This is a genomic window from Pseudomonas sp. NFX98 (genome assembly GCF_047784845.1).
GTDB lineage: Bacteria > Pseudomonadota > Gammaproteobacteria > Pseudomonadales > Pseudomonadaceae > Aquipseudomonas.
Genome location: NZ_JBLNNF010000004.1, coordinates 246,838 through 260,667, shown reverse-complemented (window position 1 = coordinate 260,667; position 13,830 = coordinate 246,838). Strand labels below are relative to the sequence as shown.

Here is a 13,830-nt window from a genome sequence, read left to right as displayed (position 1 = left end):
GGCTCCTGTCTTGGTGCACGGTCAGTATGGTCGATCAGCCCTTGTTCGCGGGTTTCGCGCTGCGTTTGGCGCCGGTGGGTGTTTTGCGTTTGGCGGGCTTGCGTTTGTTTTTCCACGGCGTGGCACCACGTCCGGCGGGGCTCGCCGGGCCGCTGATGGTCAGGTTCAGCCCGGCGCAGCGGCTGACTTGTTTGCTCATCCAGGCAGCCTGTTTGGTGACGAACTCTTCGAGGCTCATTTCCCCGCTCTGCACCATGTCCAGCGCCTGTTCCCAGATTGCTGTGGTGCCTGGATCGGCAATCGCCCGGGGCACGGCATCGATCAGGCTGAACGCGGCCGGGGTGGCAGAAAGTGCCTTGCCGTTCTTGATCAGATAACCACGGTCGAGCAAGCCCTGGATGATCGAGGCGCGGGTCGCTTCGGTGCCGATGCCGGTGGTGTCCTTGAGCTTCTGCTTGAGCAGTGGGTCGTCCACCAGTTTGGCGACGTTCTTCATCGCCTTGATCAGGTCGCCTTCGGTGAAGGGTTTGGGCGGTTGAGTCCAGAGGTCCTTGAGTTGCACGTTGGCTACCGCACAATCAATCCCCTCTTTGAGGTTCGGTAGCGTTTGCGGCGCCGGAGCTTCACGGCCCTTGGCCGGAGCAAGGGCTTCGGGCAGGGCGCGCTTCCAGCCAGGTTCGATGATCTGCTTACCGACTGCGCGCAAGCTTTCACCGGCGCAATCAAAGTCAGCCTGGGTGCGATCGTATTCATGATTGGGCAGGAACTGCGCCAGATACCGCGCGCGGATCAGGGTGTAGACCGCACGGTGTTTGCCGGTCAGGCGCTCGAGGTTCTTCGCTGCGGCGGTGGGGATGATGCCGTGGTGGGCGCTGACCTTGGCATCGTTCCACACCCGTGAGCGGCGTTGGGGTTCAAGGTAATCGTGCAAGCCGTTCAATGCCGGATCAGCCTGACGCAGGGCTGCCAGAATGCCTGGCGCTTCGCTGTGCTGGCTGACGGGCAGATAACCACAGTCGCTGCGCGGGTAGGTGATGACCTTGTGGGTTTCGTACAGTGCCTGGGCAACGTCGAGGGTTTCCTGGGCGCCGAGCCCGAGCTTCTTCGAGCAGACTTCCTGCAGGGTGCCCAAATCGAACGGCAGCGGTGCAACTTCGCGCATCCGTTCGGTACGGAGCTTGATCACCCGGGCACTCGCTGCGCCCATCATCGCCGCGGCTGCCTGCTGGGCCAGCGCCTGATTCAGGCAGCGATCCTGATCGTCGCAAACTTCGGACGCCGCTCGCCATTGCGCGGTGAACGCGGTGCCGTTGTGGAGCAACTGCACGTCGATGGCCCAATAAGCGACCGGTACGAAATCGGCAATGCTGCGGTCACGATCCACCACCAGGCGCAGGGTCGGCGTTTGCACCCGACCCACCGGTAACACGCCCTGATACCCGGACTGGCGTCCGAGCAGCGTGAACAGACGGCTCATGTTCATCCCGATCAGCCAATCGGCGCGGCTGCGTCCCAGCGCGGAATGGTAAAGGCTGAAGGTTTCCGCCCCCGGTTTGAGTGCCGCGAGAGCCTTGCGGATCGAGGCGTCGTCCAGTGCCGACAGCCATAAACGCTGGATCGGCCCGCGATAGCGGCAATGCTCCACCAGTTCCCGAGCGATCATCTCGCCCTCACGGTCGGCGTCCGTGGCGATGATCAGTTCCGAGGCTTCGCCGAGCAGGCGTTTGACGGCTTTGTACTGACTGGCCGTGCGCGGCTTGACGGTCATCTTCCATTTGTCCGGAATGATCGGCAGGTCTGCCAATACCCAGCGCTTGTAGCGCGCGTCGTACGCGTCCGGCGGTGCGGTTTCCAGCAGATGGCCGATGCACCAGGTCACCGTGACGCCCGTTCCCAGCCAGCAGCCGTCGCCACGGCGCCTGGCGCCGAGCACGGCCGCAATGTCTTTGGCCTGGGAGGGTTTTTCACAGAGGTACAGCCGCATAACCACCATCGTCGATCATTGTCCGGGAGGTGCACAGAATGGCGGGTGACGAGCGCTGGAGCAATCTTTATCTGTATGGATGTACAGCTTCAGCGTTGCATATGATTTCAGGGGTTTGGGAATCCGTTCGGCTGTGTGGCCGTCATGTTCAGCAAACTTGCGTTATACCTGATACATCGTGGTCTCAGGTTTTGGGGCTGCTGCGCAGCCCATCGCGGGCAAGCCTTGCTCCTACAGGTTCATCACCGTCATGAGGAACGTATTCCATGAAAAGCTCAGGTCCCAGCCCTGTCATCACCATCGCCGAGCAGCCTGGCTGCCTGTTGGTGAAATTTCACGGTATCCAGGTGGCCGCGTCCTCCCGCGCGCTGGTGTTGCTGGAGGCCAATTACCCGCCGGTTTACTACGTGCCGCGCGAGGACATCGACGAGAAATACTACGCTCGCACCGATCACACGAGTTATTGCCCGTACAAGGGCGATGCCAGTTATTTCAGCCTGCAAGTGCCTGGGCATGAAGGCGCCAATGCGGTGTGGAGCTATGAGGAACCCAAGGTGTCGGTGGACCAGATTCGCGGATACCTGGCGTTTTATCCGGATCAGGTGAAATTCGAGATCGTCGAACTTGACGAGTGATTGACGTCCCGACTGACGAGTCGTTTCCGCACACGGCTTGAACGATGGTCGTCAGTCGGTACTTCTAAGTGCCTGCACCAGCGTGTTTTCATCAATCTGACCAATCGACGTCACCCCGGTCAACGTCATCGCCACGCGCATTTCCCTGGCAAAGATGTCCAGCATGTTCTCCACACCGCGTTGGCCGTCCGCGGCCAGCGCATACGCCATCGAGCGTCCCAGCAAAACGCCTTTGGCCCCGAGCGCCAGCATGCGCACAACGTCCAGCCCCGAGCGGATGCCCGAGTCGACCAGCACTGTCAGGTCATCACCGATGGCTTGTTTGATCGGCGGCAAGGCCTTGGTGGTGGAAAGCACGCCGTCCAGCTGCCGGCCGCCATGGTTCGACACGACAATGCCATCGGCGCCGAAGCTCACTGCGTCCTTGGCATCCTGCGGATCGAGAATGCCTTTGATGATCATCGGGCCTTTCCAGAAATCCCGAATCCATTCCAGGTCACTCCAACTGATCGATGGATCGAAATTATTGGCCAGCCAGCCCATGTAGTCTTCGAGCGTCACGGCTTTGCCGAGGTATTTGGAGATGTTACCCAGATCATGCGGGCGGCCCATGAGGCCGACGTTGAACGCCCAGTCGGGTCGGGTCATGGCCTGAAGCATGCGCCGCGAAGAGGCAAACGGCCCGGACATGCCCGAGTGTGCGTCGCGATATCGGGCGCCGGGGGTGGGCATGTCGACGGTGAACACAAGGTTCTTCACCCCGGCAGCCTTCGCCCGCTCCAGGGCATTGCGCATGAAGCCGCGGTCCTTCAACACGTACAGCTGAAACCAGATGGATTGTTCGCTTTGCGCCACGACTTCCTCGATCGAACACACCGATACGGTAGACAGGCACAGGGGAATGCCTTTGTTTTGCGCTGCTCTCACGGCCTGCACCTCACCACGACGAGCGAACATGCCCGTCAGGCCCACTGGCGCGAGGATGATCGGCATTGCGAGGGGTTGATCGAAGAGGGTGGTTTCGAGACTCAGGGTTTCGACGTTTTTCAGAATGCGCTGGCGCAGGCTGATGCCCGTGAGGTCGGCGCTGTTGGCTCGCAGCGTGTGTTCTGCGTAGGCGCCGCCATCAATGTAATCGAACAAAAAACGCGGTAGTTTGCGACGAGCTGCCTCGCGATAGTCGGATGCAGAAGAAATGATCATGCCGGTGCCTCGGTCGGGTGGGGCTTTGCCCTTGAACGCCGCAATTTCTGTGGGAGCGAGCTTGCTCGCGATGGTCGTTAACGATAGCGCGTATTTACTGGCTAAACGCGGCGTTTTCAAGTCCATCGCGAGCAAGCTCGCTCCTACAGGGGGCGTTTTGGGCTGTCAGTTCTTGTCCAGATCCACGTTGCGCGTCTCACGCAAACAGATCATCCCCACCACCAGGCTGACCCCGGTGATCAGCACCGGATACCACAGCCCGTAGAAGATGTCCCCGGTGTACACCACCAAGGCAAACGACACCGTCGGCAGGAACCCGCCAAACCAGCCGTTGCCGATGTGGTACGGCAGCGACATCGAGGTGTAGCGGATGCGGGTCGGGAACAGTTCGACCATCAGTGCCGCCAGCGGGCCGTAGCACATGGCGGAGATGATGATCAGCGCGACGATCAGCGCGACGATCATCGGTTTGTTGATCTGTTGCATGTCAGCCTGTTGCGGGTAACCGCCGAGGGTCACTGCGCCGCGCAGTGCGGCCTCGTCGAAACCGTCGATCTTCACGTCGCCAACGCTGACCTGCACGCCGCTGCCAGCCGGGGCGGCCGCGCTCTGATATGGCAGGCCTTGCTTGACCAGGAAGGTCTTGACCTTGTCGCACGGGCTATCAAATTTCGCCTTGCCCACCGGGTCGAACTGGAAGGTGCAGGTGGCCGGGTCGGCCAGCACAGTGATCGGCGCCTGGCGGCTGGCCAGGTCGATGGCCGGGTTCGCGTAGTGGGCCAGGGTCTTGAAGATCGGGAAGTACAGCGCCGTGGCCAGCAACAGGCCGAGCATCAGCACCGGTTTACGGCCGACCTTGTCCGACAGCCAGCCGAAGAAAATGAAGAACGGCGCGCCAATGGTCACGCTGACAATCAGCAGGCCGTTGGCCACGGCCGGGTCCATTTTCAGGAACTGGGTGAGGAAGAACAGGACGTAGAACTGCGCCGCATAGAAGGTCACGGCTTGGCCGGCGTTAATACTGAACAGGGCGATCAGCACGACCTTGAGGTTTTCCCATTTGCCGAAGGAGTCACGGATCGGCGATTTGCAGAGCTTGCCTTCTTCTTTCATTTTCACGAAGGCGGGGGACTCGTGAAGGCTCAGGCGAATCCAGGTCGAGATGCCCAGCAGAATGATCGAAAACAGGAATGGAATGCGCCAGCCCCAGACTTCGAACTGATCGCCAGTGAAGTAGCGGCAGCCGAGTACCACCAGCAACGACAGCAACAGGCCGAGGGTGGCGGTGGACTGAATCCAGCTGGTGTGGAAACCGCGTTTGCCAATCGGCGCGTGCTCTGCCACGTAAGTCGCAGCGCCGCCGTACTCGCCGCCCAGGGCCAGGCCCTGAAGCATGCGCAGCACCACGAGGATGATTGGCGCGGCGATGCCGATGCTGGCGTAAGTCGGAAGCAAACCGACGCAAAAGGTCGCCAGGCCCATGAGGACGATGGTCGCGAGGAAGGTGTATTTACGCCCGATCATGTCCCCCAGTCGACCGAACACCAGCGCACCAAACGGCCTCACGATGAAGCCGGCGGCGAAGGCCATCAGCGCGAAGATGAACGCCGTGGTGTCGTTGACCCCGGCGAAAAACTGCTTGCTGATCACCGCCGCGAGGGCGCCATAAAGGAAAAAGTCATACCACTCGAACACCGTGCCGAGTGATGAAGCGAAGATGACTTTCTGCGTTTCCTTGCTGGTGCCCGCGCTGCGCACGGCTTCCAGGGGCTGAACATGTTCTGACATATCGGTATCCCTCACAGTGATTGTTTTTGTTGTTCCACTGTCGTCACCCGCCTTGTGGGCGAGTGCCGCGTTATCCATAAATCAGGTGTCACCGCTGCCTGTAGGAGCACGGCTTGCCGGCGATAGCGATCTCAAGGGCGCCATCGCCGGCAAGCCGTGCTCCTACAGTGTGATTCAGGTGCTCGTGAGCAGTTCCTTTTGCGGGGTGATGCTCCTTGTATCGGGGTTGAGGATCAGCTGCGCCGCTTTCTCGGCGATCATCAGCGTAGGTGAACAGGTGTTGCCCGAGGTGATGCGCGGCATGATCGAGGCGTCGGCGATGCGCAGGCCGGGGATGCCGTGCACGCGCAGCTCGGCGTCGACCACGGCATCCGTGTCGTTGCCCATCCGGCAGGTGCCGACCGGGTGGAAAATCGTCGTGCCGATTCGTGCGGCGGCTTCGTGCAAGTCTTCTTCGCTTTGCAAGCTGTCACCGGGCAGGTACTCGACCGGTTTGAACGCCTTCAGGGCCGGCGCGGCAACGATGCGCCGGGTTAGGCGGATGGCATCGGCGGCGACGCGCAGATCCTCCGGGTGACTCAGGTAATTGGGTTGGATCAACGGCGCTTCTTGCGGATTGGCCGAGCGGATTTCCACCCGGCCACGACTTTGCGGACGCAAGTCGCAGACCGACGCGGTGAACGCCGGGAACGCGTGCAACGGTTCGCCGAAACGCTCGAGCGACAGGGGTTGCACGTGGTATTCAAGATTGGCTGAGGTCTGCTCCGGCCCGGATCGGGCGAACGCACCGAGCTGACTCGGCGCCATCGACAGCGGGCCACTGCGGTCATACAGATAACGCAAGCCCATGCCCATTTTGCCCCACACGCTGCCAGCGATCTGATTGAGCGTGCGGGCGTTTTCCAGTTTGTAGATCAGTCGCAGTTGCAGGTGATCCTGCAAGTTAGCGCCGACGCCGGACAGTTCATGGACGACGCCGATGCCCAGACGTTGCAGCAGCGGCCGAGGGCCGATGCCGGAGCGTTGCAGGATGCTCGGTGAACCGACGGAACCGGCACAGAGGACGATTTCCTTGCGTGCCTTGAAGGTTTTCGCCTGATTTTGCCAGCGGGCGCTGACCGCTGACGCTCGGCCGTTTTCCAGCAATACGCGGTCGACTTCGACGCCGGTCAACACGGTGAGATTGGGGCGGTTGCGGACAGGTTTGAGAAACGCTTTCGCTGCATTCCAGCGAATACCGGCCTTCTGGTTGACCTGGAAGTAGCCGCAGCCTTCGTTGTCGCCCTGATTGAAGTCGTCGATGCTGGCGATGCCGCTTTGCTCGGCGGCGCTGCGGAAGGCATCGAGAATCGGCCAGGACAAGCGCTGGCGTTCGACCCGCCAGTTGCCGCTGGCGCCGTGGAACTCCGAGTCGCCGGCAAAGTGGTTTTCGCTTTTCTTGAACAGCGGCAGCACATCCTGCCAGCGCCAGCCGGGATTGCCGTCGGCGGCCCAGCCATCGTAATCGCCAGCCTGGCCGCGCATGTAGATCATGCCGTTGATCGACGAGCAGCCACCCAGCACCTTGCCGCGCGGGTAACTCAGGGTGCGGCCTTGCAGGCCCGGTTGCGCTTCCGTCTTGAAGCACCAGTCGGTGCGCGGGTTGCCGATGCAGAACAGGTACCCCACGGGGATGTGAATCCACGCATAGTTGTCGCGACCACCGGCTTCGAGCAGCAGCACCCGGTGTTGCGGGTTGGCCGACAGTCGATTGGCCAGCAGACAACCGGCCGGCCCGGCGCCGACCACAATGTAGTCGAATTCATCAAGGGAAGACTGCATCCCTGGCCTCGTCTTGTTGTTCTTGTTGTCGGTCATCCTAGTTGTTAGCTTTCGTCAAAAGAATGTTAGTTTTTGCGCAGCTGCTGTGCGTTTTTAAACAACGACGACCTAAGGATGGACGATGTTCGACTGGAATGACCTGCGGTTTTTTCTCGAGCTACAGCGTAGCGGGCGTTTGCTCACCGCTGCCCGCCGTTTGAACACCACTCACGCCACCGTGGCGCGGCATATCGAGGCCGTCGAAAAGAGCCTCGGCACCGCGCTGTTCGTGCAGCATGCCCAGGGTTATGAACTGACCCCGGCCGGCGAAGCGCTGCTCAAGCACGCCGAGGCCATGGAAAACGTTGCGTTGCTGGCTCAGGAAGAAATCACCCAGTCCACGGCGCCGCTCGGCAAGATTCGCGTTGGTGTCACGGAAGGGCTGGGGATCATGTTTCTCGCCAGTCGCATGAACGGTTTGTTCGAGCGCTATCCGGGACTGGAGGTGGAACTGGTCGCAGTGCCGCGCTTTGTCAGCATTCTCAATCGCGAAGCGGAAATCAGCATCCACCTCGAACGGCCGTCCGCCGACATGCTGGTCACGCGCAAACTCACTGACTATCGCCTGGCGCTTTACGCCAGCCAGGATTACCTCGACCGCGCGCCACCGCTGGGCAGTCGCGAGGACCTGGGGCGACACGCGTGGATCGGCTACGTCGACGACTTGCTGTTCAGCCAGGAACTGATGTTCCTCAACAGTTTCTGCCGCAACCCGCAGGTGGTCTTTCACAGCACCAGTGTGATTGCCCAGCAACAGGCTGCGCGCGCGGGTTTGGGGATTGCGGTGTTGCCGTGCTACATGGCCAGCGCCGATCCGGGTCTGGTGCCATTGTTTCCCGATGAAAGCATTCTGCGCAGCTACTGGATCAGTACCCGGCGTGAGTTGCACAAATCCGTACGGTTGCGGGTGATGTGGGATTACGTGGTGGAGTTGTGTGAGCGGGAGCAGGACTTGCTGCTGGGCTCGATTTAACGGTGACCCCCATCCTGGTAGGAGCTGCCGAAGGCTGCGATCTTTTGATTTTGTTTTTCAAGATCAAAAGATCGCAGCCTTCGGCAGCTCCTACATTGAAATCGTGTTTTACGGGAGGATTTCGAAGGCCGTACTGGCCAGCCGCTCGCCATTGACCATCACATGCACCGCATGCTTTCCCGCATAGTGCTTGCGAGTGGTCAGCTCCTTGATGTGCTGCCCACGGCTCAGACGTTCAGTGCTATTGCCCGGCAGCGTCAGGCCCTTGAGCTTGAACACCTTCGCCGAAGTGCTGCCGTTGGCTTTCACGTAATCGATGGCGTAGTCGATCACCAGTCGCTGGCTGTCCGCGACCGTGGATTTGACGGCAAAGGACAGGGTGATTTTCTCTCCCAGACCAATCACCGGCGGGTGGACCCGCACATCGATAATCTCGACTTCAGGCTTGCCGCCCGCACCAATAATCGCCAACGCCCGCTGGTTGCCCTGTTTGATCAGGCTGCGCAACGCATGTCTGGCGATCCACGCGGTATGTTTGTTATCCAGCGACCAGCCCTCGATCAGGTCCAGCACCCACTCGGGATGATCCTTGGTGATGTCGTTGAGGTGGTTGGCTACGGACTTGCGCACATAAAGGCTGGGGTCGGCCTTGAGGTTGTCGAGGATGCTCGCGGCCAGATTCGGGTCGGCCTGAACCTGTTCCAGGCGAAACGACCAGGGCAGGCGCGGGCGGCAACCTTCGCTGGCCAGGCGCCGCACGTGTTCATTGTCGTCCAGCGACCAGTCGTGCATCAGTTTCAGTGAGCGCTCAATGTCGCTGCGCAGGAAATGGCGGATGGCGAATTCCGAAGAGCCGAACGCGGTGAAAAACTTGAGCGCATCCATCGACACTTCGAAACGGTCAGCGCCGTAAGTCGCCACGTAATGCGGCAGGCACATGCTGACAAAACCGCTGTTGAGGCGCGGGGCGAGGGCGCGCAATACCTCAAGCGATGCTTCAAAACCCAGCGGCAGTACCGCGTGCAGGCATTCGCTGACGCGGGCCATGCGCTGCATCACCGACAACTCCGCCAAGTCTGTCTTGGCCAGTTTCAGGAAGGCCTTGGCGTCGAATTCCGGATAGACCGCCGTCATCTCGGTGGCGATGTGCTGGAGGCGTTCGGCGTTGAAGATTTCTTTTAGGGCGGGGGAGGATTGATCAGTTGCCATTGCTGCATCCCTTGAATTGGTGCGTCATCGTTTTCCGTGAGCAGTTTCCCACAGCTCGACGTTCGCCGCAGAGGATCATTTCCAGTACGAACAACCGCCAGGGAGTGTCAAAAAACGCTGTGACCTAACTTGGGTAGCAAAAAAACCGGTCGGCGCAACTAACAGTTCTGATAGTTATGCGAGCTTTAAGTTAAGCGCACAATATTGCTCCTGCCTTTTCTCACAGGAGCACCATCATGAACAACGATTTAACCGCTATTCCCGCCACTTCAGAAACAGATTCATCGGACCCCATCTCACCCAACACCAATTACAGCCGCTGGATGACCGACATGGCGGCGGACATCGCGCATTTGAAATTGCACCAATTGGCTATTCCTGGAGCGCATAATTCTGGAGTTGATATGGCTGGTACTTGGGGTTTAGCAGAGTTGTATGGCGCCTGTCAGAACAATTCATTCTCCCATCAACTGGCCGCAGGCGCTCGATATCTCGATTTGCGCCTAGAGGATAGGAGTTATAGAAAGCAGGTTGGAAATTTCGCACCAGAATACGTCTTTGTGGAAAAACTTGAATTTACACATGGCAACGACAGTTTTTGGTATGAGAATCCTAGCGCAGGGAGAACCCCGGCAGATTTGGTTAGAAGTGTTAAGCACTTCATCGAAAGCAATCCAGGGGAAATATTGATACTTGACGTACGTCAGTTTAAAAGAATGTGGCCAGATAGTGCTGAGCGAGCCCTTCGGCACTTTGAGCCTATCAAGGATTTGCTGATTCCCGAATCGGCTTCCAATCTGACTATTGGCGACATCCGTCAGCAGTATCCCGATCGAGTATCATATTATGCTTCGGTTTCGGACAGTCAGAGAGTCATCTATGGGGGAGTTTCAGCCATCAATGGCGAGAGGACGCTTCGGAAGAAAACATCGAAAATCTCGTTGTCACCTCAATGCGTTCGCCACCTGTTAAATATTGGGTGCTGAGTGCGACCGTCTATGGTGGTTCAGGTCCGAAACATCTTGATACTAGACATGCCATTCGTAGGGAAACATTCAAAGATGGGTTCCAAAATGGCAATATTGTGATGGTCGATTTCATAGAAAGATTCGAAACCAAAATTAGCGTCGTTGATAAATGTATAACGCTTAATAAATTGCGATCATTCGACAATACTCCGCCCAGTATTCCGGCGGGACTTAGTGTCACTAGGGATGAGCAACTCGAGAATTCATTCTGCGTCAAATGGGTTCCCTCAACCGATAATATAGGTGTCGTCCGCTATGAAGTGTACATGGGAGATAAGCTCCTGGTCAGTACAAATGAAAATGAATACCAAATTCCCTATTTACGGCCTCACGTAAATCACGTGTTCAAAGTTCGGTCTTTTGACTTTCTCGGAACTCCCTCGGAGTTCTCACCGCCGTTCAACTTGGAACAAGATGTTACCAGCCCTACGATACCCGGGAATTTTAGATTTTATTTTGTCGGGTTCACTAACGTTAGTCTTAACTGGGACGTCTCATCGGATGATTCAGGAATAGCTGGATACGAACTGCGTCGCAACGGTATATTCATTGGGCTTATAACAGTGCCTCGATATCACTTTGATGATTTGGTCGCGACAGACAAATATACTTTCGACGTTCGAGCAAAAGATAATAACGGGCTCTATTCATCGTGGACGTCACTAACGCTCGAACCGCGTCCTGCACTGAAAAATCCTAAAGTTATCATTACTGAGTATGAGCCAGTGAATGAATACTATCGTGCAGTTCTGATGTGGGACAAAATTGAAGAGCCTCAATTCCCGATAATTTTTACTCATAATTTTAGAGGCTTCACAACTAAACTTCCGCACGTGGAAGGCGTAGCGCCCAACGTCGGCTTTGGCAGTTATGACCCTGGTGAAAAACTTACTTTCAAAAGCTGGATCAGTTTCGACAACGGTTTCGGTAATTCCAGCGAAGATTTCATCTACGACTTTACGTTCGACCCCACACGGCCAGACAATATCACCGATCTAAAATTGACATCGCGCACTCCGGATAATACCTCTATCGCCTGGACTCCCTCAGTCAGTAAAAACGTATCGAATTATGCCATCTCGTTAAATGGGGGGTCACCCAAACTTGTTCCCGCATCGGAGAGTAGTTATGTGTTTGAGCAAATGCCAATTGACGAGGAATTTCTCATCGAAGTCTGGGCGGTGAGTCCCCAAGCATTTCCGTCTATTGTTGAATCCATCACGGCTCTTCGTATTGGATTGCCTGGTAAACCCGGACCGATTCAGGTTGGTTGCATAACTGCAAATTCCGCGGAACTCTACTGGGAGCAATCTACTGGTGATGTTTCAGGCTATGAAATCACCATCAATAACGGGTCGCCCATACTCGTAACGGATAATTCGCACACTATTGTTGAATTGAAAGAGGCGACTACATATGCCGTCGAGTTGAGGGCGTTTAATTCCGTTGGCGACATGTCTGAACCCGAATTTGCTTCATTCACCACAAAGTATTCTCTTCCTGGCAAACCGGGCACTCCCCAAGTTAGCCAAATCACCTCCGCATCGGCGGAGGTTCGTTGGGCTGCATCAAGTGGTTTAGACATCCTTTACCAAGTTTTTCTGAATGGATTTCTCATCGTTAAAACCAGCGAACCACGCTTCACCATTTCCCATTTGAAAAGCCATTTCGACTATCGCGTAGAAGTCCGTGCTTTCAACCCAGGTGGCGTATCCGAGCCTGCCGGTGCAACATTTAAAACTTTGCTCGCTCCTCCCGCCAACCTGAGATTCAGCCATACCAATGGCCTTTGCCGTCTGGCCTGGAATCCTGTTTTCGGAAAACTGCCGTCCCATGAGATTTCAATCAACGGCAGGGTTTTCAACACCGGCCCTGGCCGATGGGGCTACACCTTCAAATTGTCCGATCTGTCACCGGGACCTACCCCACACCGCTTCACGTTCAAGGTTCGCGCTCAGCTTGACGGCGCCAGTTCCGAGGCAAGTTTGCTGGAGAAAACACTGGTGGACGACGTTCCACCCACACAGCCAAGCGCACCCATCGCGAGTGACATCACCGATACGTCGGTAAAGCTGACATGGGAACCTTCCAGTGACAACATCGGTGTAACGGGGTATCGGGTGGTCCTGAACGGGTTTCTGGCGTTCACCACGGAAGACACCAGTTATACGTTCACGAAACTCACTCCAGGCGCCTTCCATTACGTATTCGTACGAGCTCAGGACAAGGATGGAAACCTATCTGCTTCCAGCAAGCCCACAGTATTCAAAACCACAGGGCAGCCTCCGGCCCCACCGCCCAATAAACCAAACGTAAGCATCACTGACGAAACAGACGCCTCACTCACATTGGAGTGGGGGACTCTTGATGGTGCATCTGGTGTGAGGATCTTGCTCAATGATGAGCTCTGGCGCGACGTGTTGCTGCTCCCGGGTGTGACAATGGGCAATCTGACTCCAAGCGTCGAATACACCATCAGTGTGGCTGCCTTTGATGTTTTCGGGCAGTTATCAGAGCCCACTGTCCTTACCCATGAGCTCAAGGACACCACGGCGCCAAGCAGCCCTGGGAACCTGCGCGAAACCACAACCTCAGATTCGGTCACGCTGAACTGGGAGGCGTCGACGGACGACATTGGACTCTGCGACTACGTGATCTACAACAATCATGAGTATTTCGACAGGACGCCGCTCAACCATTACAGCGCCATCGGCTTGATGCCTGGCGACTATGTATTTGAAGTTCGCGCTCTGGATCTATCGGGGAATCTCTCCGAGCCAGCTTCGATCGCTGTGAACATACTGGTTGATGATCCGAACGCTCCAAGCAACTTCCGCCACACCCAATCATCTGACACGACAATCCTCGAATGGGATGCGCCAGATGAGCCTGTAACCGGGTACCGAGTCATACTGATCAACCCGCAAGACAAGGAATTTACCTACTTTCCATCCGCGCCAACCCTGAGGGAGCGACTGCCTTCCAACACCCGTTACCGTGTGAGAATCACGGCTCGTAGCGCCGCTGGGGAATCTACGCCATTAATTGCCGAGCTAACCACAAAGTAAAAATGGTGCACTAATAACCAGCCACCACGCTTAAACACTGAAACACGTGATTGAGCGCGGTGGCTGTTTCTTTGTAACCCCG

Annotated in this window: 9 protein-coding genes; 4 read left to right on the top strand and 5 right to left on the bottom strand. The window is 57.2% G+C overall.

What is annotated here, in order from left to right; translation table 11 throughout:
- Positions 1–34: 34 nt before the first annotated feature.
- Entirely contained in the window at positions 35–1,984 is a 1,950-nt protein-coding gene (locus ACM110_RS07235) for a DNA topoisomerase III (RefSeq protein WP_416127216.1), read from the bottom strand.
- A 266-nt stretch (positions 1,985–2,250) separates the two neighbouring features.
- On the opposite strand from ACM110_RS07235, the gene ACM110_RS07230 reads away from it, so the two are divergent.
- Positions 2,251–2,619 (top strand): DUF427 domain-containing protein, encoded by a 369-nt coding sequence (locus ACM110_RS07230; protein WP_416127215.1) that lies wholly within the window; start codon positions 2,251–2,253, stop codon positions 2,617–2,619.
- A gap of 51 nt (positions 2,620–2,670) precedes the next feature.
- Here ACM110_RS07230 and lldD read toward each other — a convergent pair whose 3' ends face one another.
- The 3 genes from lldD to ACM110_RS07215 form a co-directional block, all read right to left on the bottom strand.
- Positions 2,671–3,822, bottom strand: a complete 1,152-nt coding sequence (gene lldD / locus ACM110_RS07225; protein WP_416127214.1) for an FMN-dependent L-lactate dehydrogenase LldD — start codon at positions 3,820–3,822, stop codon at positions 2,671–2,673.
- 165 nt (positions 3,823–3,987) lie between these two features.
- Entirely contained in the window at positions 3,988–5,610 is a 1,623-nt protein-coding gene (locus ACM110_RS07220) for an MFS transporter (RefSeq protein ID WP_416127213.1), read from the bottom strand.
- 174 nt (positions 5,611–5,784) lie between these two features.
- Entirely contained in the window at positions 5,785–7,431 is a 1,647-nt protein-coding gene (locus ACM110_RS07215) for a GMC family oxidoreductase (protein ID WP_416127212.1), read from the bottom strand.
- A gap of 121 nt (positions 7,432–7,552) precedes the next feature.
- On the opposite strand from ACM110_RS07215, the gene ACM110_RS07210 reads away from it, so the two are divergent.
- Positions 7,553–8,443, top strand: coding sequence for a LysR family transcriptional regulator (locus ACM110_RS07210; protein ID WP_416127211.1), 891 nt, complete (start codon positions 7,553–7,555; stop codon positions 8,441–8,443).
- Positions 8,444–8,551: 108 nt separating this feature from the next.
- Here the strand turns inward: ACM110_RS07210 and ACM110_RS07205 are convergent, their stop codons facing one another.
- Positions 8,552–9,652 (bottom strand): DNA alkylation repair protein, encoded by a 1,101-nt coding sequence (locus tag ACM110_RS07205; RefSeq protein ID WP_416127210.1) that lies wholly within the window; start codon positions 9,650–9,652, stop codon positions 8,552–8,554.
- A 236-nt stretch (positions 9,653–9,888) separates the two neighbouring features.
- Between ACM110_RS07205 and ACM110_RS07200 the strand changes: the two genes are divergently transcribed.
- Together ACM110_RS07200 and ACM110_RS07195 are read left to right on the top strand one after the other, a co-directional pair.
- On the top strand, positions 9,889–10,638 hold the full coding sequence (locus ACM110_RS07200) for a hypothetical protein (RefSeq protein WP_416127209.1): 750 nt from the start codon (positions 9,889–9,891) through the stop codon (positions 10,636–10,638).
- Positions 10,605–13,748, top strand: a complete 3,144-nt coding sequence (locus ACM110_RS07195; protein ID WP_416127208.1) for a fibronectin type III domain-containing protein — start codon at positions 10,605–10,607, stop codon at positions 13,746–13,748. Before ACM110_RS07200 ends, ACM110_RS07195 begins: the two co-directional genes overlap by 34 nt.
- Positions 13,749–13,830 lie beyond the last annotated feature (82 nt).

Bases quoted from the DNA above. Each gene is read 5' to 3' on its own strand.
- ACM110_RS07195 (WP_416127208.1), top strand. From the start codon at position 10,605: ATGCGTTCGCCACCTGTTAAATATTGGGTGCTGAGTGCGACCGTCTAT.
- ACM110_RS07235 (WP_416127216.1), bottom strand. From the start codon at position 1,984: ATGCGGCTGTACCTCTGTGAAAAACCCTCCCAGGCCAAAGACATTGCG.
- lldD (WP_416127214.1), bottom strand. From the start codon at position 3,822: ATGATCATTTCTTCTGCATCCGACTATCGCGAGGCAGCTCGTCGCAAA.
- ACM110_RS07200 (WP_416127209.1), top strand. From the start codon at position 9,889: ATGAACAACGATTTAACCGCTATTCCCGCCACTTCAGAAACAGATTCA.
- ACM110_RS07220 (WP_416127213.1), bottom strand. From the start codon at position 5,610: ATGTCAGAACATGTTCAGCCCCTGGAAGCCGTGCGCAGCGCGGGCACC.
- ACM110_RS07205 (WP_416127210.1), bottom strand. From the start codon at position 9,652: ATGGCAACTGATCAATCCTCCCCCGCCCTAAAAGAAATCTTCAACGCC.
- ACM110_RS07210 (WP_416127211.1), top strand. From the start codon at position 7,553: ATGTTCGACTGGAATGACCTGCGGTTTTTTCTCGAGCTACAGCGTAGC.
- ACM110_RS07230 (WP_416127215.1), top strand. From the start codon at position 2,251: ATGAAAAGCTCAGGTCCCAGCCCTGTCATCACCATCGCCGAGCAGCCT.
- ACM110_RS07215 (WP_416127212.1), bottom strand. From the start codon at position 7,431: ATGCAGTCTTCCCTTGATGAATTCGACTACATTGTGGTCGGCGCCGGG.